Genomic DNA, 20704 nt, shown 5'->3' with positions numbered 1-20704 from the left:
GCGCGTTAATGTGCGCCGAACTCAGCACCCACTGCGGGGCTTGGAGAATGGGGAACTTCAGATGCGTCGGATATCCAGCCTGACCCGCATCGCGGTGGGGGTCGCGTCGCTCGCACTCGCCGCCACGGCCTGCGGCGGCACCAGCAAGGACAGCGACAGCGACGGCGGCGACAGCAGCAAGAGCGGCAAGGGCCTCGCCATCGCGTACGACATCGGCGGCAAGGGCGACCAGTCCTTCAACGACGCCGCGTACGCGGGCCTGGAGAAGGCGAAGGCGGAGTTCAAGTACGACACCCAGGACATCGAGCCCACGGACGGCGAGACCGACGCCGACAAGGAGCAGCGTCTGGCGTCGCTGGCCAAGCAGGGCTACAACCCCGTCATCGGTGTCGGGTTCGCCTACGGCCCCGCCATGGAGGCGGTCGCCAGCAAGTACCCGGACACCACTTTCGGCATCGTCGACTCCGTGGTCGACGGCAAGAACGTGGCGTCGCTCGTCTTCGCCGAGCAGGAGGCCTCGTACCTCGCCGGTGTCGCCGCCGCCAAGGCCACCAAGAGCAACACCGTCGGCTTCGTGGGCGGTGTGGACATCCCGCTCATTCACAAGTTCGAGGCGGGCTTCAAGCAGGGCGTCGCGGACACCAACCCCGGCGTCAAGGTCCTGTCGCAGTACCTGACGCAGACCGCCGAGGAGGGCGGCTTCTCCAGCCCCGACAAGGGCAAGGCCGCCGCCGAGGGCCAGATCGAGAAGAAGGCCGACGTCGTCTACCAGGCGGCCGGCCTGTCCGGCCAGGGTGTGATCGAGGCCGCCGCGAAGGCGAAGGTCTGGGCGATCGGCGTCGACTCCGACCAGTACCAGCAGGAGGCGCTGGCCTCCTACAAGGACCACATCCTGACCTCCGCGCTCAAGGACGTCGGCGGTGCGGTGTACGCGCTCGCCAAGTCCGTCAAGGACGGCAAGCCGCTGACCGGCGTGCAGACCTTCGACCTGAAGGTCAACGGCGTGGGCCTCGCCGACACCAACCCGAAGATGGCGGAGATCTCCGGACTCAGCGACGCCGTGGCCAAGGCCAAGGCGGGCATCATCGACGGCACCATCAAGGTCAAGACCGAGTAGTGATCCCTAGGTCCGTCGCCGCCCGCGAGGGCGAACGCGGTCGAAGGTGTGCGGAGCGGGCGGTCACTCACGGTGCCCGCCCGCTCTCGCATCCCCGCGCATGTCACCCACCGCCATGGCGCCTTTGCGGTCGGCAAGCCTCCGGCCCGTACGCGAGTGGCGTCGGGCACAGCCGGATAACAAGGTGGACAGAAGGGGTTTTCTCGCCGGTCTACGCGCGTTAATCTGCGGCGAAGCCAGCGCCGAAGCCCTACCGTCAGGCGCTTGTACGACAGGAGCACAACACATGCGCCGGGTTCCCCGCATCGCGCTCGCAGGCGCTGCGACCGCCTCTCTCGCCCTCGTTCTCTCCGCCTGTGGCGGCACCTCGACCTCCGCCGGCTCGTCGGAGGCGAAGGGCGACAAGGGTCTCGCCATCGCCTACGACGTCGGCGGCAAGGGCGACCAGTCCTTCAACGATGCCGCGTACGCGGGCCTGGAGAAGGCGGAGAGCGAGTTCGGCTACGACACCGCCGACGTCGAGCCCACCGACGGTGAGACCGACGCCGACAAGGCGCAGCGTCTGGCGTCGCTGGCCAAGCAGGGCTACAACCCGGTCATCGGTGTCGGCTACGCCTACGCGCCGGCCGTCAAGGAGGCCGCGGAGAAGTACCCCGACACCACCTTCGGCATCGTCGACGACTCCACCGTCACGGCGAAGAACGTGGCGGACCTGGTCTTCTCCGAGGAGGAGGCCTCGTACCTCGCCGGTGTCGCCGCCGCCAAGGCCACCAAGTCGAACACGGTCGGTTTCGTGGGCGGTGTGGACATCCCGCTGATCCACAAGTTCGAGGCGGGCTTCAAGCAGGGCGTGGCGGACACCAAGCCCGGCGTCAAGGTCCTGTCGCAGTACCTGACGCAGACCGCCGAGGAGGGCGGCTTCTCCAGCCCCGACAAGGGCAAGGCCGCCGCCGAGGGCCAGATCGAGAAGAAGGCCGACGTCGTCTACCAGGCGGCCGGTCTGTCCGGCCAGGGCGTGATCGAGGCCGCGTCCGCCAGCAAGGTGTGGGCGATCGGTGTCGACTCCGACCAGTACGAGCAGGAAGCTCTGAGCAAGTACAAGGACGCGATCCTGACCTCGGCGACCAAGGACGTCGCCCAGGCCGTGTACAACCTTGCGAAGTCGGTCGAGGACGGCAAGCCCGAGACCGGTATCGTTCGGGGCGATCTGAAGTCCGGTGAGGTCGGTCTGGCCGACTCCAACCCGGAGTTCGCGAGCAACACCGCGATCCAGGGCGCCGTCGACACGGCCAAGGAAAAGATCATCAGCGGCGAGATCAAGGTCAAGTCCAGCTGACGAGCAAGAACTCGGGAGCAACCATGCGGTTCCGAGGAAGTTCAGGCACGACCTCCTGCCGCCAGGCGCGGGTGCGTGTCCGGACCGCCTCGGAGCCGCTTGGTAACCGCGGGGTTACGTCCGCTCAACGGGATACGAGGAGTCCGGCTCCCCGTATCCCGTTCTCGCGGGGCGGGAACCCTTTCGTTGCCGTAGGGGCGCTACGCGCGTAGACGACCCCCTTTCCCTACAGGAGAGTGCGCCATCAACGCGTCCAGCAGCCCTCCGGCCGACGCGGTCAACGGTCAGGTGACCGCAGTCGAACTCGCCGGGATCACCAAACGATTCCCCGGCGTCGTGGCCAACCACGACATCCACCTCAGCGTCCGCAGGGGCACGGTCCACGCCCTCGTCGGCGAGAACGGTGCCGGCAAGTCGACGCTGATGAAGATCCTCTACGGCATGCAGAAGCCGGACGAGGGCACCATCGCCGTCAACGGCGAGCAGGTCACCTTCTCGTCGCCCGCCGACGCCATCGCGCGCGGCATCGGCATGGTCCACCAGCACTTCATGCTCGCCGACAACCTCACCGTCCTGGAGAACGTCGTCCTGGGCAGCGAGAAGCTGTACGGCATCGGCGCCAGGGCCCGCCGCAAGATCGTGGAGATCTCCGAGCGCTACGGCCTCGGCGTCCGCCCCGACCTCCTGGTCGAGAGCCTCGGTGTCGCCGACCGTCAGCGCGTGGAGATCCTCAAGGTCCTCTACCGCGGCGCCCGCATCCTCATCCTGGACGAGCCCACCGCCGTACTCGTACCGCAGGAGGTCGACGCACTCTTCGACAACCTGCGCGAGCTCAAGGCCGAGGGCCTGTGCGTCATCTTCATCTCGCACAAGCTGGGCGAGGTGCTGTCGGTCGCCGATGACATCACGGTCATCCGCCGCGGTACGACGGTCGGCACCGCCGTCCCCTCCGAGACGACGCCGCGCCAGCTCGCCGAGCTGATGGTGGGCAGCGAGCTGCCCACCCCGGAGACAGCTGAGTCCACGGTCACGGACAAGCCGGTCATCGAGGTCAAGGGCCTCACGGCCTTCGCCGGCGGCGGTCCCTCCCTCGGCGAGTTCGACGAGCCGTCCGCCACCGGTCTGGCTACGGAGGACACGGCCGAGACCGCCGCCGCGGTGCGGCGCGTCCTCGACGACGTCACCTTCACCATCCACGCGGGCGAGGTCATGGGCATCGCCGGCGTCGAGGGCAACGGCCAGACCGAGCTCATCGACGCGCTGATCGGCCTCCAACGGGCCGACTCCGGCTCCGTCTCCTTCCTCGGCGAGGACATCACCGCCCTGCCCACCCGCAAGCGCCGCGAGCAGGGCATCGGCTACATCCCCGAGGACCGGCACCGGCACGGCCTCCTCCTGGAAGCCCCGCTCTGGGAGAACCGCATCCTCGGCCACGTCACCGAGAAGCCCAACGCGAAGGGCGTCTGGCTCGACATCAAGGGCGCCCAGGAGGACACGAAGCGGATCGTCAAGGAGTACGACGTCCGCACGCCCGGCATCGACGTCACCGCCGCCTCCCTGTCCGGCGGCAACCAGCAGAAGCTGATCGTCGGCCGCGAGATGAGCCACAAGCCGCGCTTCCTGATCGCCGCCCACCCCACACGCGGTGTGGACGTCGGCGCACAGGCGCAGATCTGGGACCAGATCCGCGAGGCGCGCCGCGAGGGCCTCGCCGTGCTGCTGATCTCCGCCGACCTGGACGAGCTGATCGGCCTCTCCGACACGCTCCGGGTGATCTACAACGGCAAGCTGGTCGCGGACGCCGACCCGGCCACCATCACCCCGGAGGAGCTCGGCTCGGCCATGACCGGCGCCGCCTCCGGACATCTCGAGAACGAAGAGCTCGCCGCCCAGGCTGAGCTCGAAGAGCATCCCGAAACCCCGGCGGAGCTCTCAGAGCACCCCGAGACCCCGGCAGACGCCCCGGAAGACGAGGCCCGCTGATGAAGAAGTTCGACAAGGAGCGCCTGCTCCTCGCGGTGGCCGGGCCGGTCATCGCGCTCGTCGTGGCCGTGGCGCTGACCTCGGTCGTGCTGATCTCCTCGGGCAAGAACCCGATCGAGCCGTACACGATCATGTTCGAGCAGGCCTCGTTCTCCGACATCCAGGTCCTGATCATCAACCAGGCCTCGCTGTACTACATCGCGGCGCTCGCGGTGGCCATCGGCTTCCGGATGAACCTGTTCAACATCGGTGTGGACGGCCAGTACCAGCTGGCCGCCATGATGGCCGCGATCGTGGGCGCCCATGTCGCGCTGCCCGCGGCGTTCCAGATCCCGCTGCTGCTCCTGACCGCCGTCTTCACCGGCGCGTTCTGGGCCGGAATCGCCGGTGTCCTCAAGGTGACCCGCGGCGTCAGCGAGGTCGTCGCGACGATCATGCTCAACGCGATCGCGACGTCCGTCATCGCCTATCTGTGGCTGCCCAGCGTCTTCGGCGTCAAGGTCGGCAACAACAGCACCACCGGCGAGATGCACGCGTCCGGCTGGGTGCCCGGCTTCGACCTGGGTGCCGCGGGCGAGATCTACGGCCTGGTGGTCCTCGCCGCTCTGCTCGGCATCGGCTACTGGATCGTCCTCAACCGCACCCGCTTCGGCTTCGACCTGCGCGCCTCCGGCGCCTCGGAGACCGCCGCCGCGGCCAGCGGTGTGAACCCCAAGCGCATGGTGCTCACCGCCATGCTGGTCTCCGGCGGCATGGCCGGCCTCGCGGGCCTGCCGATCCTGCTCGGCGCCACGCACACCTTCAGCCTGAACTTCCCGACCGGCATCGGCTTCCTCGGCATCGGCATCGCGCTGCTCGGCCGCAACAGCCCGGTGGGCATCGCCTTCGCGGCCCTGCTCTGGGCCTGGCTGGACAAGGCCTCGCCCGAGCTCGACTTCCACGGCTACGACAAGGAAATCGCGGTCATCATGCAGGGCCTGATCGTGATCGCGGTCGTCGTCTCGTACGAGGCCGTACGCGAGTGGGGTCTGCGCCGTCAGCAGCGCCGCGTCGGCGCGGAACTCGCCGCGGGCCACGTCCTCGGCGCCGCCAACAACACCGAGAAGGAGGTGGCTGGCCGATGACCACCGCAACCAAGGTCGACCAGCCCAAGTCGCAGCCCGCGGCACCCGGCGGCCGCCGGCTGTCGCTCCCCGTCCTTCTGCTGGTCATCGCGGGCGCCCTGGCGCTGACCTCGATCGTCCGCATCATCACGGGTGCCGACGGCATCACCAACGTCAGTCAGATGTCCACCGCGCTGGAGCTGGCCGTCCCGATCGGCCTGGCCGGTCTCGGCGGTCTGTGGGCCGAGCGCGCGGGCGTCGTCAACATCGGCCTCGAAGGCATGATGATCCTCGGCACCTGGTTCGGTGCCTGGGCCGGTTACCAGTGGGGACCGTGGACCGGCATCCTGGTCGGCATCATCGGCGGCTGCCTCGGCGGTCTGCTGCACGCGATCATCACGGTCACCTTCAACGTCAACCACATCGTCTCCGGTGTGGCCATCAACATCCTGGCGCTCGGCGCCACCCGCTACCTCGCCCCGCTCGCCTTCGAGGGCGTCCAGGGCGGCTCGGCCAAGCAGTCCCCGCCGGTCGAGTCCCTCGGCCACTTCACCGTGCCGGGCCTATCGGACTGGCTCAGCACCCTCAACGCCAAGGGCTGGTTCTTCCTCTCGGACATCGCGGGCCTGCTCGGCGGCCTGGTCACCAACGTCTCCTGGCTGACCCTGATCGCCGTCGCGCTGATCCCCGCCACCTGGTGGATCCTCTGGCGCACCTCCTTCGGCCTGCGCCTGCGCTCCTGCGGTGAGAACCCGATCGCGGCCGAGTCGCTCGGCGTCAACGTCTACAAGTACAAGTACCTGGCCGTGATCATCTCCGGTGGCCTGGCCGGTCTCGGCGGTGTCTTCCTGTCGATCGTCGCCAACCCCTTCTACCTGGAGGGCCAGACCAGCGGCCGCGGCTACATCGGTCTCGCCGCGATGATCTTCGGTAACTGGATGCCGGGCGGACTCGCCCTGGGCGCGGGCCTGTTCGGCTACACCGACAGCCTCAACCTGCGCGGCGGCTCCGAGAACGTCCACGCACTGCTGCTGCTCGGCGCCATCCTGCTCGTCATCGGCGCGATCTGGCTGGTGATCAAGAAGAAGTACGTGGCCTCCGTGGTCACGCTTGCCGTGGGCGTGCTGGTCTTCCTCTGGTACTCCCTCACCAACGAGGTGCCGAACCAGATCGTCTCGGCCACGCCGTACGTCATCACGCTGCTCGTCCTCGCGCTGTCGGCGCAGCGCCTGCGCATGCCGAAGGCCGACGGCATGCCCTACCGGAAGGGACAGGGCAAGTGACGTCCGCCGACGCGGGGTCCGCGGCCGTCGACTGGGAGGCCCTGCGCGCGGCCGCGCGGGACGCCATGTCCCACGCGTACGCCCCCTACTCGGGCTACCCGGTCGGCGCCGCGGCTCTCGTCGACGACGGCCGGATCGTCACCGGCTGCAACGTCGAGAACGCCTCGTACGGGCTCGGGCTGTGCGCCGAGTGCGGTCTGGTCTCCCAGTTGCAGAACACCGGGGGCGGCCGGCTGACGCACTTCACCTGCGTCGACGGGCGGGGTGAGATCCTGGTGCCGTGCGGGCGCTGCCGCCAGCTGCTGTTCGAGTTCGGCGGGCCCGATCTCATCCTGGAGACCCCGGCCGGAATCCTGCCGCTCTCCGAGATGCTGCCGCAGGCCTTCGGGCCGGGCCATCTCACCCAGTAATTCCCGTGCGGCCCCTCCTGATCCGCTGAAGATCTCCGGGAGGGGCCGCTCATCTTTCGGAAGGAAAGCCATGGCCATGGACGCCGTCTCCGTCATCCGCACCAAGCGGGACCGCGGCGAGCTCAGCGACGAGCAGATCGACTGGGTGATCGACGCGTACACCCGCGGCGAGGTCGCCGACTACCAGATGGCGGCCCTGAACATGGCGATCCTGCTCAACGGCATGGACCGCCGTGAGATCGCCCGCTGGACGGCCGCGATGATCGCGTCCGGGGAGCGCATGGACTTCTCCACGCTCGCCCGCCCGACCGCCGACAAGCACTCCACGGGCGGCGTCGGCGACAAGATCACCCTCCCGCTGGCCCCGCTGGTGGCCGCGTGCGGTGCGGCGGTCCCGCAGCTGTCCGGGCGCGGCCTCGGCCACACCGGCGGCACCCTCGACAAACTGGAGTCGATCCCCGGCTGGCGCGCGCTGCTCTCCAACGAGGAGATGCTCTCCGTGCTGGACGGCGTGGGCGCGGTGATCTGCGCGGCGGGCGACGGCCTGGCTCCGGCGGACAAGAAGCTGTACGCGCTCCGGGACGTGACCGGCACGGTCGAGGCGATCCCGCTGATCGCCTCCTCCATCATGTCCAAGAAGATCGCCGAGGGCACGGGCTCGCTCGTCCTGGACGTGAAGGTCGGCACCGGCGCCTTCATGAAGACGATCGAGGACGCGCGTGAGCTGGCCTCGACGATGGTGGGCCTGGGCACCGACCACGGGGTCAAGACGGTCGCGCTCCTTACCGACATGTCGACCCCGCTGGGCCTGACGGCGGGCAACGCGCTGGAGGTCCGGGAGTCGGTGGAGGTCCTGGCGGGTGGCGGCCCGGCCGATGTGGTGGAACTGACGCTGGCCCTGGCCCGCGAGATGCTCGACGCGGCCGGCATCAAGGACGCCGACCCCGCGAAGGCGCTCGCCGACGGCTCCGCGATGGATGTGTGGCGCCGCATGATCGCCGCGCAGGGCGGCGACCCGGACGCCCCGCTCCCCGTCGCGCGCGAGCAGCACGTGGTGACGGCTCGGTCCTCCGGCGTCCTGACCCGCCTGGACGCGTACGACGTGGGCATCGCCGCCTGGCGCCTGGGCGCCGGACGCGCCCGCAAGGAGGACCCGGTGCAGGCCGGCGCGGGCGTCGAACTCCACGCCAAGCCCGGCGACACGGTGACGGCGGGCCAGCCCCTCCTGACCCTCCACACGGAGACCCCGGAGCGCTTCGAGTACGCCCTCGAATCGGTGGCCGGCTCGTACGACATCGCGGCGCCGGGCACGGACTTCAAGGCCACGCCGGTCGTGCTGGAACGCATCGCCTGAGCTGCGCTTCTCCCTTCCGGGTGAACGGGACCAGTGGACCTCCACCGGTCCCGTTCCGCGTTCTGGAGCCGGAGACGCATCCGCGTACGCGGCGGCCGGCACCCGTGGGCCCGGGCAGCGCCGATGAGTTTTGTGCTCGCGGCCGGTCTACTGACCGTGGACGCCAGGACACCCGACGTACTCGTGCTGCCAGGACTCGTCACCCGGGACGAGCTGCCCCGGCTCTGCGACGACGTGCGTGCGCAGCTGGAGGTGACCGGAAGCGGGGTCGTGGACTGCGATGTGGCGGGGCTCGGTGCGGCCGGCCTGGCCGCTGTCGACGTCCTGGCGAGACTGGAGCTGGCCGCGCGGCGGGCCGGGGGCCGGATACGGCTGCGCAATCCGGACCCCGGCCTGCGTGCCTTACTCGACCTGGTCGGTCTCGAGTTCTTCGAAGCGCATGGGCAGCCCGAAGAGCGGGAACCAGCGGGCCGTGTCCAGGAAGCAGTGGTACCCGGTGATGCGCCCCTTTGAGATCTCCAGCACCTGGACGGCCCAGGGCTCGTAGCCCTCCCCGTTCGGGTTGGGCTTGTAGTGGCCGAACGCTGGCAGGCCATTGGCCTCGACCGGCACCAGGCGCGAGTTCGTGCACCCGGAGCCCGTCGTCGTCATGAAGCCGGTGATGTCGGCCGGGCCGACCAGCCACAGGTCGAACGGCGGCATCGTCATGATCGCGTCCTCCTGGAGCAGCGCTGTCAGCGCCGTCATGTCGTACCCCTCGAAGGCGGCGACATAGCGCTCCAGAAGCTTTTGCTGCTCGTCGTCGAGGGGGTCGAAGGTGACGGCGTCGGCGCCCGCGTCGGTGTTTTCCGCGACGGTCGCGCGGGCGCGCTGCAGGGCGCTGTTGACCGACGCGACCGAGGTGTCGAGGAGTTCGGCGACCTCGTTCGCCTTCCAGGCGAGGACCTCGCGCAGGATGAGCACGGCACGCTGCTTCGGCGGCAGCTGCTGCAGGGCCGCCACGAAGGCGAGGCGCACCGACTCCTTCGCCACCGCCGCCTCGGCCGGGTCGTCGACCGTCGGCAGGACGCGGGCGTCGGGCATCGGCTCCAGCCAGGTGTTGTCCGGGCGGGGGGTGAGGGCGGCCTGGGCCAGCGGGGACGGGGCGGTCAGGTCCATGGGGCGTGCCCTTTTGTTGCCCGCGTTCAGCATGTCCAGGCACACGTTCGTGGCGATCCGGTAGAGCCAGGAGCGCATCGAGGAGCGGCCCTCGAACGTGTCGTAGCTGCGCCAGGCTCGGACCATCGTGTCCTGCACCGCGTCCTCGGCCTCGTAGGACGAGCCGAGCATCCGGTAGCAGTACCCGGTCAGCTCGACCCTGTGCTTCTCCAGCCGGACGTCCAGCTCTGTCGTCGTCCCCGTACCGTCGCTCATCGCCAGCCCACCCCTTGGCTCTTCCGGTCGCCGCCGCCTCTTCGCGCCAGCACTTCGGAAGTTACCGCAGCCCACTGACAATGGCGCGCAAAGTGGGAGAACCTGCAGGTGGAGTGGGTTGCGGATACCGGGTTCTACGCCCCCTCCGACAATTTCAGCCCCTCCGGCGTTTGAGGAGCGGGGTCTGGGGCGGAGCCCCAGGTACGGGAATGGGCAGGGGCGGAGAGGGCGAAAACCGTCGTCAGTGGGCGGCCGGTGCCGCGTTGCCGCGGCGGGACTGAAGCCGCGCCGCGTGGGAGCCGAAGACCGTGATGGTGACGACACCGACGACGGCCAGCAGGCCGAGGGCCACGGTGCCGGTCCAGCCGCCCGCGTGGAAGGCGACCGCGCCCAGCGTGCTGCCGGCACTGGAGCCGACGTAGTACGCGGACTGGTAGAGCGCGGACGCCTGGGCGCGCCCCGTCTGCGCCGTGTGGCTCACCGCCGACGACGCCACCGCGTGCCCCGCGAAGAAGCCCGCGGTGATCAGGACCAGCCCGAGCAGCACCAGCGGCAGCGAGCCGGCCAGGGAGAGCAGCAGACCGGCGGTCGTCGTACCGCCCGCCAGGTACAGCGCCCCGCGGCGGCCGAGGCGCGCCACCAGCCTGCCCGCCGTCGACGCCGACACCGTACCGACCAGATAGACCAGGAAGACCGAGCCGATGATGCCCTGGGGGAGGGAGAAGGGGGCTTCGGTCAGCCGGTAGCCGATGACCGTGTAGACGGCGCCGAACACCGTCATGAACAGCGCGCCGATCGCGTAGAGCCGGCACAGCAGCGGGTTGGAGAGGTGCTCGCGCACCGTCCGCGCCAGCACCCGAGGCCGCAGCGAACCCGGCGTGAAGTGCCTCGGCGCCGGAAGCAGCAGGCGGAAGGCGACGGCGCAGGCCACCGCGATCACCCCGATCGTGCCGACGGCCACCCGCCAGCCCCACTCCTGCGCGACCCAACCGGTGATGACCCGCCCGCTCATCCCGCCGACGCTGTTGCCCGCGACGAACAGCCCGATCGCGGTGATCAGGGCCTTGGGGCGGACCTCCTCGGCCAGGTAGGCGGTCGCCGACGCCGGGAGTCCGGCGAGCGCCGCGCCCTGGATCGCCCGCAGCACCACCAGCGCACCGATCGACGGCGCGAAGGGCACAAGGAGGCCGACCGTCACCGCCACCGCCAACGACGCCGTCATCACCGTACGCCGTCCGAATCGCTCCGAAAGCGCGCTCATGGGGAGGACGAAGAGCGCCAGCCCACCCGTCGCGGCCGACACCGTCCAGCTCGCGTCGCTCGCGGTGACCCCGAAGTCCGAGGAGATGAGTGGGAGCAGGGCTTGCGTGGAGTAGAGGAGCGCGAAGGTCGCGACACCCGCGAGGAAGAGGGCGAAGCTCATCCGGCGGTAGCCGGGGCCGCCCGGGGTCATACGCGTGTCGACGGCGGGAGTCGCATCGACGACAGGGGCGGAAGCGACGCCACGGACGGAGACGGAGGTGGAATCGAGGACAGGGGCGGAGGAGGCGGCGCCCACGGTGGTGGACGCCCCGGTACTGGCGGACGGCATACTTCGAAGCTAAAGAGCCGCCGCTCATCCGTCCAATGCATGGAATCGCCATAATCGTTCCTATGGCGCATCAGCAGAGGTCAGAAGCTCACCTGTCACCGTCCAGTGACACAGAAGACATTGTCGCGCTGCTCGCCCCACGGCTCGCGTACTTCGCCGGGGTCGCCCGCACCGAGCACGTCACCCGGGCCGCGCAGGAGATGCGGGTCCCGCAGTCGACCCTGTCGCGGGCCATGGTCCGGCTCGAACAGGACCTGGGCGTCGACCTGTTCGCGCGCAGGGGACGCACCGTCTCGCTCACGGCCGCGGGGCGTACGTTCCTCGGCTCCGTCGAGCGCGCCCTCGCCGAGATCGAGCGCGCCGCCGACGACGTGCGCGCGGACGCCGACCCGGCCACCGGCAAGGTCGCCTTCGGCTTCCTGCACACCATGGGCTCGGAGACCGTGCCCGGACTGATCCGCGCCTTCCGGGCCGGCCATCCCGGCGTCCGCTTCAGCCTCGTCCAGAACTACGGCGAGGCGATGCTGGAGCGGCTGCGCTCGGGCGAGCTGGACCTGTGCCTCACCTCGCCCGTGCCGGACGCGCCCGACCTGGTGGGCCGCCGCCTCGACGAGCAGAAGCTCCGGCTCGTCGTGCCGGCCGAGCACCACCTCGCCGCCCGCAAGCGCATCCGGCTCGCCGAGGCCGCCGACGAGACCTTCGTGACTCTGGAACCCGGCTACGGCATGCGCCGTATCACCGACGACCTCTGCAAGGAGGCGGGCTTCAAGCCGCGTATCGCCTTCGAGGGGGAGGAGACCGAGACGCTACGAGGTCTCGTCGCCGCCGGTCTCGGGGTCGCCCTCCTGCCGCCACCGCCCGTCGCCCGCCCAGGAGTCGTCGAGCTCTCGGTCACCGCCCCGCGCGCCGTACGCGAGATCGGCGTCGCCTGGCTGGAGGGCCACCCGGACACACCGCCGGTCGCCGCCTTCAAGGGGTTCCTGCTGTCCCGGCGGGGCCGTCTGCTGCCCGACTGAACCTTGGACCGACCGGCACATGGGGGCGGCGTCCCCCATGTGCCGGTCGGTCCTACCGCCGCAACGACTGCCCGAACCCGGCCGCCAGCGGCATCCGCAGCCCCAGCGGCGGCGGCGCCGCGAACGCGTCCTCGATCGGGCGGGAGAAGGCGCGTCCGAACAGCGTGCCCAGGACGAAGTCCTCGGCGAGGGCGAGGACTTCCCGCCGGTGCTGGTGCAGCGCGTGCCCGTCGGAGTGGACCTCGAAGCGGCAGATGTCGCGGTTGGCCTTCTTGGCGCGCGCCGCGAGCCGGAAGGACAGCTCGGGGTCGGTGCGTTCGTCGTTCGTGCCGTGCACGATCAGCACGCGCCGGCCGGCCAGCTGTTTCACCGGCTCGGGTGGCGCCGCCATGTCCTCCTCGGGCAGCCAGGGGGCGAGCGCCAGTACGGAGTTGACGGCCCCGTGGCCGGCCGCGCGCAGCGCCGCCCGTCCTCCCATGTCCACGCCGGCCAGGCACACCGGAACGTCTCCGTAGCGGCGTACGACCTCGTCGGCGGCCCAGGACGCGTCGCCCGCCAGATGCGCCTCGCTGCCGTTCCAGCCGCGGTAGCGGTAGTGCACCACATGGGTGACCAGGCCTTCCGCGCGTCCCGCCCGGGCGAGGCGGCGTCCGAGCCCGCGTACGGAGGCGGTCGCCATCAGGGGGGACGGTCGTCGGGCGGAGGTCTCCTCGCCGCCCGGGAGCAGCAGAACCACGCCGCTCACCGCCGTCGGCTCCGGGCCGAGCGCCCTCCCCAGCCGGGCCCTGCGAACCGGCGTCGCTTGCTGTGCCATGACAGAACAGTGTCAGAAGCGACGGTGTACGCCACCCGTCCGCACGGTCACCATTACGTATCGACGGATCCGTCCACCAGGAGATCTACGCGCGTAGGGGCTAGGGTGCGAAAATGACGAGCCAGATCCCGAACACCCCGAGCTCGGAACAGATCCGCCGGGCGCCCAAGGTCCTGCTGCACGATCACCTCGACGGGGGCCTGCGCCCCGGCACGATCGTCGAACTCGCCCAAGAACAGGGGTACTCCCACCTCCCCGAGACCGACCCCGACAAGCTCCGGGTCTGGTTCCGCGAGGCCGCCGACTCCGGTTCCCTGGAGCGGTACCTGGAGACCTTCGCCCATACCTGTGCCGTCATGCAGACGCGCGACGCCCTCGTCCGGGTCGCCGCCGAGTGCGCCGAGGACCTCGCCGAGGACGGCGTCGTCTACGCCGAGGTGCGGTACGCGCCCGAGCAGCACCTGGAGGCCGGGCTCACCCTCGAAGAGGTCGTCGAGGCGGTCAACGAGGGCTTCCGGCAAGGGGAGCGGCTCGCCCGGCAGAACGGCCACCGCATCCGAGTCGGCGCCCTGCTCACCGCCATGCGGCACGCGGCCCGTGCGCTGGAGATCGCGGAACTGGCCAACCGCTACCGGGACATGGGTGTCGTCGGCTTCGACATCGCCGGCGCCGAGGCCGGTTACCCGCCCACCCGGCACCTCGACGCCTTCGAGTACCTCAAGCGCGAGAACAACCACTTCACCATCCACGCCGGTGAGGCCTTCGGCCTGCCCTCGATCTGGCAGGCGCTGCAGTGGTGCGGCGCCGACCGGCTCGGCCACGGCGTACGGATCATCGACGACATCAAGGTCCACGAGGACGGCTCCGTGCAGCTCGGGCGGCTCGCCTCGTACGTCCGTGACAAGCGCATCCCGCTGGAGCTGTGCCCCAGCTCCAACCTCCAGACGGGCGCCGCCGACTCGTACACCGGCCATCCGATCGGACTGCTGCGGCGGCTGCATTTCCGGGCCACCGTGAATACGGACAATCGACTTATGTCGGGAACGAGTATGAGCCGTGAATTCGAGCACCTTGTCGAGGCGTTCGGTTATACGCTCGACGACATTCAATGGTTCTCGGTCAATGCTATGAAGTCAGCATTCATTCCTTTCGATGAACGGCTGGGCATGATCAATGACGTCATCAAGCCCGGTTTTGCCGAGCTGAAGTCCGCATGGCTGTTCCAGCAGACCGCCTCCACCAGCGGTTCTGTGGGGGATCGGGCCTGATCGGAGGGGGTGGGAAGCGGCTGAGTCTTCACTCCATCTCCATGACTCGGCCGCTTTTTATGTTTGCGGAGCCCGGGTCTGGGTGTTTACGTTTTTGGACCGCTCAAAACCCCGTCTCACGGATCCAAGGACGCATTCAATATGAAGCAGTCTGCTGCCAAGACCCTCGGTGTCGCCGCTCTCGGTGCCGCCTTCGCCGCAGCCGGTGCGGGTGCCGCCAACGCCGCGCCCGCGGTGCCCGACGCCTCCTCGGCGCTGGACACCGTCACCCAGACGCTGCCGGCGGAGAACGTCACCAAGGCGCTGCCCGGGGCCGGTGAGGCGCTCGCCCAGGGGCAGAGCGCGCTTGGCACGGGTGTGGCCGCCGCCCAGCCCGCGGCCGCGCGCGTCCTCGCCGACGGCCCTGCCGCGCCCGTGGCCGGGCTGCTCGGCGGACTGCCGCTGCAGGGACTGCCCACGCACGGTCTGCCGGTGAACGGGATCCCGCTCGGCTGATCCGCCTGATCCCGCGCCTGAACTCTCTCCTGTACGAACGCCGGTGGGGCGCACCCTTGTTGGGGTGCGCCCCACCGGCGTGTCGAGCCGGGGAGCCGGTGACTACCAGGCCGTGCGGGCCTTGTCCTCGGACGGGAGCAGGATCCACAGCACTATGTAGAGCAGGAACTGCGGGCCCGGGAGCAGGCAGGAGAGTACGAAGATCACGCGCATCGTGGTCGCGGAGATGCCGAAGCGTCGCGCCAGCGCTGCGCACACGCCGCCGATCACGCGGCCGTTGGTGGGACGGGCAAGGGCGGTCATGGTGGCTCCTTCGCGAACCGTAGCCGACTGCCGGGTGGTCCGGCTTCGATGTCTTGTGTCGTCAACGCTAAGCGGACGAACTGGGCCAAGCGTCGCTCTACGGGGCGATCCCGACCCTGGGAATCGTCGGGGTCCGACCCTGAGCCGTGTCCTCCCGGAGGCGGGCCGCGCGATGTCGTGACGCGGCCCGGCGGCGGAGCCTGGCCCGGACGGCGGGCACGATCGCGAGATGCGTGAGGGCTACGCCGACCGTGTTGAGCAGCAGGGAGTCGACGTCCACGACCTGGCCGGGGACGCCGGTCTGCAGAAGCTCGATGCCCAGCGAGAGCAGGGCGCCGGCGGTGACCGTACGGGTGAGGGAGCCGAGGGGGGAGACGGCGAGCTTTCCGCCCGCCATGGGGAGCAGGACGCCCAGGGGGGCGAGGAGGGCGAGGCCCTCGGTGATGCGGCAGGCCGCTTGCTGGGGGCCGAGTGCCAGGTCGGCTCTGATGCCGGCGAACGGCCGCAGGTTGGCGGCGCTCATCCAGGGGACGTCCAGGGGGCGCAGGGTGATCCAGGCGACGAGGGCGAGATGTGCGACGAGGAGGACACCTCCTGCCACACGGACGCGGACCACGGCGCTGCCGCCGTCTGAACCTTGACGCTGCACGCCTCCCAAGACGCGGGGTCCGGCGGGATCGGTTCCGGCGGCGGGGCGACCGAAGGGTTGTCCGCCCCGTCCGCCCCGTACCTGGGGGACTCCGCCCCCCAGACCTCCCGTGTCGCGCTTCGCGCTCGTCCTCAAACGCCGGACGGGCTGAAATCAGCCCGTCCGGCGTTTGAGGAGCGGGGGTTTGGGGGCGGAGCCCCCAAGTGACGATGGGGGTCCCCCGCTCGAGCGAAGCCGAGAGTGGGGGAGGGCAGGGGCGGAGGGGGCGAAAAAACGCCTCAAACGCCGGACGGGCTAGGAGACCACCGTCGACGGCGGGGAATTCGTCCCCGGGTCGGCGCGGACCTCGGGGGTGCACTCGTAGCTGTGGAGGGGGGACGGGGCGGGGCCGCCGAGGATGACGGTGCCGTTGTCCTGGGCCGCGCCCGAGTCGGCGAAGGTGCAGATGATCTGGGCCAGGGCGGACGGCGTGAGGTCCTCGGGCGGGGTGCTCAGCCGGAGGATGCCCTCGGGGTCCTTGTCACGAGGGCCGCTGACGGTCATACCGCCGCGTACGTCCGTCGTGTACCCGGCCTGCTCCTCCGGCGCGGAGGGCGGCTCGGCGAGTTCGTCGAGGAGCCCCTGGGCCACCAGAACCCGTCGCGCCGCCTCAGCCGTGCCGTCCGGAATGCGTACGGACCGGTCGACCGCCACCAACTGCTCCGAACAGAGCAGGAACACCTGGACGGGGACGCCGCGCGAGGACTGCGTGGAGATGTCGGGGCCCGACAGGGCACAGGGCACACGGGACGGCGCCGGGCCGAAGTCCGTCGGGACCTGGGTGGCGCGGATGCCGCAGCCCGCGAGCAGCACGGCGAGCAGCGGAAGGGCCAGCCAGGGGCGTACGCCCCGGAGCCGGCCAAGCCGTCCCGGCCCCGCGGGGCGTGCACCTCGCGGCGCACGGAGGTGTCGTGCGGTCGTCATCCGGCGGTGCCCTCCGAGCCGTTGCTGTTCCCGTCCCTTTTCCCGTTCCCGTTCTCGTCCCCGTTGTCGGAGTCGTCGGTCGGGAGCTCCGACGCGTCCTGGGGCAGGCGCAGGGTGAAGACGGCGCCCCCCTTGGGCGCGTTCGCCGCGGTGATCTCGCCGCCGTGGATGTGGGCGTTCTCCAGGGCGATGGAGAGGCCGAGGCCGCTGCCCTCGGAGCGGGGGCGGGAGGCGCTCGCCTTGTAGAAACGGTCGAAGACGTGGGGGAGTACGTCCTCGGGGATGCCGGGACCGTGGTCCTGGACCTCGATGACGAGTTCCTCGCCCTCCACCCGCACGGACACCCGTACCGGAGAGCCCCCGTGCTTGAGCGCGTTGCCGATCAGGTTCGCCAGGATCACGTCGAGGCGGCGCGGGTCGAGGCGCGCCGTGATGCCGCGCTCGGCGTCCAGGTCCACCGCGTCCAGCCAGGCGCGCGCGTCGATGCACGCGGTGATCTGGTCGGCGATGTCGACGTCGTCGAGGACGAGCCGGGCGGTGCCCGCGTCGAAGCGGGTGACCTCCATCAGGTTCTCGACGAGGTCGTTCAGGCGGCGCGTCTCGCTGACCACGAGGCGTACGGCCGGTTCGATCATCGGGTCGACGCTGCCCGTCTCCGCGTCCAGTTCCTCTTCCAGGATCTCCGTGACGGCGGTGATCGCGGTGAGCGGCGTACGGAGTTCGTGGGACATGTCCGCCACGAAGCGGCGGGACGCCTCGTCGCGGGCGCTCATGTCGGCGACACGTTTTTCGAGGGCTTCCGCCGTGTGGTTGAACGTACGGGAGAGGTCCGCGAGTTCGTCCGTACCCGACACGCGCAGGCGCGTGTCCAGTTTGCCCTCGCCCAGGCGGCGGGCCGCGATGCCCAGGCGGTGCACCGGCTTGAGGACCGTGGTCGCGGCGGCCTGGGCGAGCAGAGCCGAGCCGATGAGGGCCAGACCGGTGGCGATGCCCAGGGACCAGGCGAGGGAGTTGAGGTCCTTCGCCTCGGGTTCGAGGGACTTGAGCATGTAGCCGGTCGTGGTGCCGCCGATCACCCTCGCACCGCCCACGAGGTACGGCTTGTCGTGGTCGGTGATCCGCTGCCAGTACAGGTGGTACGCGGACTCGTTGTTCGAGGACAGCTCCTGCTGCTTGTTCACCGCCTTCTGGAGGGACTTGGGTACGTCCTCCAGCGTGAAGGTGTCCAGCGCGGAGTTGCCGACGACGGTCTTGCCGTTCGCGTCCTGGGCGATCAGGAGCACGCTGAAGCGCTGGCTGCTGTCGGCCATCTGCCCGGCCGTGCGCTGGAGTTCGTCCTGCCCCGGGTGCACCGGCAGCAGGCTCGCGTGGTTGCGCATCTCCTGCTGGAAGTCGCGCAGCACCGCGTCCTGCGCACGCGTCAGCACAGCCTCGCGATTGAGCCAGTACGCGATGCCCGATGCCGACACGGCGGCCGTGAGCGCGACGAGTCCGAACACCACGACCAGCCGCAGCCGCAGGCTGGTGAAGCGCAGGCCGGACAGGAGCGCCTTGCGTGCAGCGGCCCAACCGCGGACCTTGTCCTGCGGTTTCGTCATTGAGGATTGTCCAGCCGGTAGCCAACCCCACGCACCGTTCGGATGAGCGTGGGCGAGGACGGCACGTCCTCGACCTTCGCGCGCAGCCGCTGCACACACGCGTCCACCAGGCGCGAGTCGCCCAGGTAGTCGTGCTCCCAGACGAGGCGCAGCAACTGCTGGCGGGACAGCGCCTGTCCGGGGCGGCGACTCAGCTCCAGGAGCAACCGCAGCTCGGTGGGCGTCAGTTGCAGATCCTCGCCGTTCTTGGTGACCGTCATCGCGGCACGGTCGATGACGAGCGATCCGAACGTCGCCGAGTCGTTCGCTTCGCGCTCACCGCGCCGCAGCACGGCACGGATCCGGGCGTCGAGCACCCGGCCCTGCACGGGCTTGACGACGTAGTCGTCGGCGCCGGACTCCAGACCGACCACGACGTCGATGTCGTCGCTGCGCGCGGTCAGCAGAATGATCGGCAGCTGGTCGGTGCGCCGGATGCGCCGGCACACCTCGAATCCGTCGATGCCGGGCAGCATCACGTCCAGCACGATCAGATCCGGCCGCTGCTCACGCAGTAGTTTCAGACCGTCCTCGCCGGTGGCAGCAGTGGCCACACGGTGTCCCTGGCGCGTCAAAGAGAGCTCCAGGGCCGTACGGATGGCGTCGTCGTCCTCGATCAGCAACAGGGAAGGCACGAACGTCATTCTGGCCCATGTCATGGCCGGGTAGCGACCTCACCCGAACTTCGTTCGACGGGACCTGCAAGCGCTCCCAGCCATCACCCGCACCAAGGCCCCTTCTTGTACGGCGGAGAGGCCCCGAGGGGGCATCCGCGTAGTCGTGCCGTTCTTCTCTGTGATCGTGCTGCGGCGCGCCCGCGGATGGGCCCTGTGACAGGTCTGTGACAGTCGGCGGACACGGCCATGAAGTGGCCCGGGCAAGCTTTTCGACACAAGCACGGAAGCACGGAAGCACGGCGGACCGAACCGAAGATCCGGGACTCCACGACGGGGGGCGCGAGATGAACACGCTGCACAGCACCAGCACTAGCGCAGTTGTCACGCGGCTCCACGACGTCACCCGGGCCGCGGAGAAGTCCGGCGCCGATGGGGGTCCCTCCCGCGCGAGCGTATTCGAGCGTGGGGGAGGGCGGGGGTGCGCTCGCGGCGCCGGGCGTCAACACACCGGGTACATGACGGTGGTTGACGCGTTCACTGGGGAGAGCCCTGCGGCGACAGCCGCTCTGGGCACTGTGGGGGGGAAGGCTCACGGGGGAGCCGCGTACGGGGAGGCCACGGGGGAGCGCCGTTCGGTGTCGGAGGTGGAGTTCACCGCCTACGTCCAAGAGCGTCGTGCCTCCCTGTACGCAACCGCCTACCACCTGACCGGTGACCGGTTCGAGGCCGAGGACCTGCTGCAGAGCGCGCTGTTCTCGACGTACAAGGCCTGGGACCGGATCAGCGACAAGGCCGCGGTCGGGGGCTACCTCCGCCGCACCATGACGAATCTGCACATCAGCGCGTGGCGCCGCCGCAAGCTGAACGAGTACCCGACCGAGGAGCTGCCGGAGACGCCCGGCGACACGGACGCGATGCGCGGCACCGAGCTGCGCGCCGTCCTGTGGCAGGCACTGGCCCGGCTGCCCGAACTCCAGCGCACGATGCTGGTCCTCCGTTACTACGAGGGCCGCACCGACCCGGAGATCGCGGAGATCCTCGACATCAGTGTCGGCACGGTGAAGTCCAGCATCTGGCGGTCGCTCCGCCGGATGCGCGAGGACGAGGTCCTCAGCTTCGGCCGTGACGAGGAGGAGTCCTTCGGGGAGCTTGTCGCCTGAAGGCCTGGGGGGAAGCAAGGGGAAACACAACCGGGGGGAACCAACGGGGTCACGGGGGACCGCGGGGGAGCACGGGGGAAACGAGAAAGGTCCAGGCGGACGGGGGGTCCGCCTGGGCCTCTTTTCGTGTTCGTGTCCCGTCGTGTTCGGGTCCCCCGCCCCGGCGCCTTCGCCGAGAGCGGGAGCCGGTGA

General features: G+C 70.0%; 20 protein-coding genes. 12 read left to right on the top strand and 8 right to left on the bottom strand.

Annotation, left to right across the window (positions count from 1 at the left end):
• Nucleotides 1–61: 61 nt before the first annotated feature.
• From C4B68_RS15060 to C4B68_RS15025, 8 genes are all read left to right on the top strand, one after another.
• Complete coding sequence (locus tag C4B68_RS15060) at nucleotides 62–1117, top strand: BMP family lipoprotein (protein WP_099505460.1); 1056 nt, start codon at nucleotides 62–64, stop codon at nucleotides 1115–1117.
• A gap of 286 nt (nucleotides 1118–1403) precedes the next feature.
• Nucleotides 1404–2453 carry a BMP family lipoprotein gene (locus C4B68_RS15055; protein WP_099505461.1) on the top strand — a complete coding sequence of 350 codons (1050 nt, stop codon included), beginning with the start codon at nucleotides 1404–1406 and terminating at the stop codon, nucleotides 2451–2453.
• A 288-nt stretch (nucleotides 2454–2741) separates the two neighbouring features.
• The gene (locus tag C4B68_RS15050) at nucleotides 2742–4436 is read left to right on the top strand and encodes an ABC transporter ATP-binding protein (protein ID WP_099505462.1); all 1695 of its coding nucleotides are present in this window, start codon (nucleotides 2742–2744) and stop codon (nucleotides 4434–4436) included.
• Nucleotides 4436–5560: an ABC transporter permease gene (locus C4B68_RS15045; protein WP_099505463.1), complete on the top strand. Its 1125-nt coding sequence runs from the start codon at nucleotides 4436–4438 to the stop codon at nucleotides 5558–5560. Before C4B68_RS15050 ends, C4B68_RS15045 begins: the two co-directional genes overlap by 1 nt.
• On the top strand, nucleotides 5557–6822 hold the full coding sequence (locus tag C4B68_RS15040) for an ABC transporter permease (RefSeq protein ID WP_099505464.1): 1266 nt from the start codon (nucleotides 5557–5559) through the stop codon (nucleotides 6820–6822). Before C4B68_RS15045 ends, C4B68_RS15040 begins: the two co-directional genes overlap by 4 nt.
• Entirely contained in the window at nucleotides 6819–7232 is a 414-nt protein-coding gene (locus C4B68_RS15035; RefSeq protein WP_099505465.1) for a cytidine deaminase, read from the top strand. The genes C4B68_RS15040 and C4B68_RS15035 overlap by 4 nt, the downstream gene beginning before the upstream one ends.
• Nucleotides 7233–7302: 70 nt before the next feature.
• The gene (locus tag C4B68_RS15030) at nucleotides 7303–8586 is read left to right on the top strand and encodes a thymidine phosphorylase (protein WP_099505466.1); all 1284 of its coding nucleotides are present in this window, start codon (nucleotides 7303–7305) and stop codon (nucleotides 8584–8586) included.
• Nucleotides 8587–8709: 123 nt separating this feature from the next.
• Nucleotides 8710–9099: an STAS domain-containing protein gene (locus tag C4B68_RS15025; protein WP_099505494.1), complete on the top strand. Its 390-nt coding sequence runs from the start codon at nucleotides 8710–8712 to the stop codon at nucleotides 9097–9099.
• Here C4B68_RS15025 and C4B68_RS15020 read toward each other — a convergent pair.
• Entirely contained in the window at nucleotides 8989–9999 is a 1011-nt protein-coding gene (locus C4B68_RS15020) for a sigma-70 family RNA polymerase sigma factor (protein ID WP_099505467.1), read from the bottom strand. The two genes, C4B68_RS15025 and C4B68_RS15020, sit on opposite strands and share 111 nt — an antisense overlap.
• 241 nt (nucleotides 10000–10240) lie before the next feature.
• Complete coding sequence (locus C4B68_RS15015) at nucleotides 10241–11590, bottom strand: MFS transporter (protein WP_099505468.1); 1350 nt, start codon at nucleotides 11588–11590, stop codon at nucleotides 10241–10243.
• 62 nt (nucleotides 11591–11652) lie between these two features.
• Here C4B68_RS15015 and C4B68_RS15010 point away from each other — a divergent pair, with 62 nt between their 5' ends.
• Nucleotides 11653–12606 carry a LysR family transcriptional regulator gene (locus C4B68_RS15010; RefSeq protein WP_099505469.1) on the top strand — a complete coding sequence of 318 codons (954 nt, stop codon included), beginning with the start codon at nucleotides 11653–11655 and terminating at the stop codon, nucleotides 12604–12606.
• Nucleotides 12607–12658: 52 nt separating this feature from the next.
• Here C4B68_RS15010 and C4B68_RS15005 read toward each other — a convergent pair whose 3' ends face one another.
• Nucleotides 12659–13420, bottom strand: a complete 762-nt coding sequence (locus C4B68_RS15005) for an alpha/beta hydrolase family protein (protein ID WP_099505470.1) — start codon at nucleotides 13418–13420, stop codon at nucleotides 12659–12661.
• A gap of 113 nt (nucleotides 13421–13533) precedes the next feature.
• Here C4B68_RS15005 and C4B68_RS15000 point away from each other — a divergent pair, with 113 nt between their 5' ends.
• Both C4B68_RS15000 and C4B68_RS14995 read left to right on the top strand, forming a co-directional pair.
• Nucleotides 13534–14688 (top strand): adenosine deaminase, encoded by a 1155-nt coding sequence (locus tag C4B68_RS15000; RefSeq protein ID WP_099505471.1) that lies wholly within the window; start codon nucleotides 13534–13536, stop codon nucleotides 14686–14688.
• Nucleotides 14689–14829: 141 nt separating this feature from the next.
• Nucleotides 14830–15183 (top strand): ATP-binding protein, encoded by a 354-nt coding sequence (locus C4B68_RS14995; RefSeq protein WP_099505472.1) that lies wholly within the window; start codon nucleotides 14830–14832, stop codon nucleotides 15181–15183.
• 102 nt (nucleotides 15184–15285) lie between these two features.
• Here the strand turns inward: C4B68_RS14995 and C4B68_RS14990 are convergent, their stop codons facing one another.
• The 5 genes from C4B68_RS14990 to afsQ1 all read right to left on the bottom strand — a co-directional run bounded on the left by C4B68_RS14990 (nucleotide 15286) and on the right by afsQ1 (nucleotide 19370).
• Nucleotides 15286–15486 (bottom strand): PspC domain-containing protein, encoded by a 201-nt coding sequence (locus C4B68_RS14990; RefSeq protein ID WP_099505473.1) that lies wholly within the window; start codon nucleotides 15484–15486, stop codon nucleotides 15286–15288.
• Nucleotides 15487–15583: 97 nt separating this feature from the next.
• Nucleotides 15584–16135, bottom strand: coding sequence for a VanZ family protein (locus C4B68_RS14985; protein WP_099505474.1), 552 nt, complete (start codon nucleotides 16133–16135; stop codon nucleotides 15584–15586).
• 294 nt (nucleotides 16136–16429) lie between these two features.
• The gene (locus C4B68_RS14980) at nucleotides 16430–17098 is read right to left on the bottom strand and encodes a hypothetical protein (RefSeq protein WP_240634353.1); all 669 of its coding nucleotides are present in this window, start codon (nucleotides 17096–17098) and stop codon (nucleotides 16430–16432) included.
• Nucleotides 17095–18696, bottom strand: a complete 1602-nt coding sequence (locus C4B68_RS14975; protein ID WP_099505475.1) for a sensor histidine kinase — start codon at nucleotides 18694–18696, stop codon at nucleotides 17095–17097. The genes C4B68_RS14980 and C4B68_RS14975 overlap by 4 nt, the downstream gene beginning before the upstream one ends.
• Complete coding sequence (gene afsQ1 / locus C4B68_RS14970) at nucleotides 18693–19370, bottom strand: two-component system response regulator AfsQ1 (protein WP_099505496.1); 678 nt, start codon at nucleotides 19368–19370, stop codon at nucleotides 18693–18695. The genes C4B68_RS14975 and afsQ1 overlap by 4 nt, the downstream gene beginning before the upstream one ends.
• 326 nt (nucleotides 19371–19696) lie before the next feature.
• Here afsQ1 and C4B68_RS14965 point away from each other — a divergent pair, with 326 nt between their 5' ends.
• The gene (locus tag C4B68_RS14965) at nucleotides 19697–20512 is read left to right on the top strand and encodes a SigE family RNA polymerase sigma factor (RefSeq protein WP_099505476.1); all 816 of its coding nucleotides are present in this window, start codon (nucleotides 19697–19699) and stop codon (nucleotides 20510–20512) included.
• Nucleotides 20513–20704 lie beyond the last annotated feature (192 nt).

Source organism: Streptomyces dengpaensis, from assembly GCF_002946835.1.
Lineage (GTDB): Bacteria > Actinomycetota > Actinomycetes > Streptomycetales > Streptomycetaceae > Streptomyces > Streptomyces dengpaensis.
This window is presented reverse-complemented; position numbering and strand designations above follow the sequence as displayed.

What these genes read in the sequence shown, in the direction of transcription:
- C4B68_RS15055 (WP_099505461.1), top strand. Translation starts at nt 1,404, where the DNA reads ATGCGCCGGGTTCCCCGCATCGCGCTCGCAGGCGCTGCGACCGCCTCT.
- C4B68_RS14980 (WP_240634353.1), bottom strand. Translation starts at nt 17,098, where the DNA reads ATGACGACCGCACGACACCTCCGTGCGCCGCGAGGTGCACGCCCCGCG.
- C4B68_RS15005 (WP_099505470.1), bottom strand. Translation starts at nt 13,420, where the DNA reads ATGGCACAGCAAGCGACGCCGGTTCGCAGGGCCCGGCTGGGGAGGGCG.
- C4B68_RS15045 (WP_099505463.1), top strand. Translation starts at nt 4,436, where the DNA reads ATGAAGAAGTTCGACAAGGAGCGCCTGCTCCTCGCGGTGGCCGGGCCG.
- C4B68_RS14990 (WP_099505473.1), bottom strand. Translation starts at nt 15,486, where the DNA reads ATGACCGCCCTTGCCCGTCCCACCAACGGCCGCGTGATCGGCGGCGTG.
- C4B68_RS15025 (WP_099505494.1), top strand. Translation starts at nt 8,710, where the DNA reads ATGAGTTTTGTGCTCGCGGCCGGTCTACTGACCGTGGACGCCAGGACA.
- C4B68_RS15030 (WP_099505466.1), top strand. Translation starts at nt 7,303, where the DNA reads ATGGCCATGGACGCCGTCTCCGTCATCCGCACCAAGCGGGACCGCGGC.
- C4B68_RS14995 (WP_099505472.1), top strand. Translation starts at nt 14,830, where the DNA reads ATGAAGCAGTCTGCTGCCAAGACCCTCGGTGTCGCCGCTCTCGGTGCC.
- C4B68_RS14965 (WP_099505476.1), top strand. Translation starts at nt 19,697, where the DNA reads ATGAACACGCTGCACAGCACCAGCACTAGCGCAGTTGTCACGCGGCTC.
- C4B68_RS15015 (WP_099505468.1), bottom strand. Translation starts at nt 11,590, where the DNA reads ATGCCGTCCGCCAGTACCGGGGCGTCCACCACCGTGGGCGCCGCCTCC.
- C4B68_RS15010 (WP_099505469.1), top strand. Translation starts at nt 11,653, where the DNA reads ATGGCGCATCAGCAGAGGTCAGAAGCTCACCTGTCACCGTCCAGTGAC.
- C4B68_RS15060 (WP_099505460.1), top strand. Translation starts at nt 62, where the DNA reads ATGCGTCGGATATCCAGCCTGACCCGCATCGCGGTGGGGGTCGCGTCG.
- C4B68_RS15000 (WP_099505471.1), top strand. Translation starts at nt 13,534, where the DNA reads ATGACGAGCCAGATCCCGAACACCCCGAGCTCGGAACAGATCCGCCGG.
- C4B68_RS14975 (WP_099505475.1), bottom strand. Translation starts at nt 18,696, where the DNA reads ATGACGAAACCGCAGGACAAGGTCCGCGGTTGGGCCGCTGCACGCAAG.
- C4B68_RS15020 (WP_099505467.1), bottom strand. Translation starts at nt 9,999, where the DNA reads ATGAGCGACGGTACGGGGACGACGACAGAGCTGGACGTCCGGCTGGAG.
- C4B68_RS15040 (WP_099505464.1), top strand. Translation starts at nt 5,557, where the DNA reads ATGACCACCGCAACCAAGGTCGACCAGCCCAAGTCGCAGCCCGCGGCA.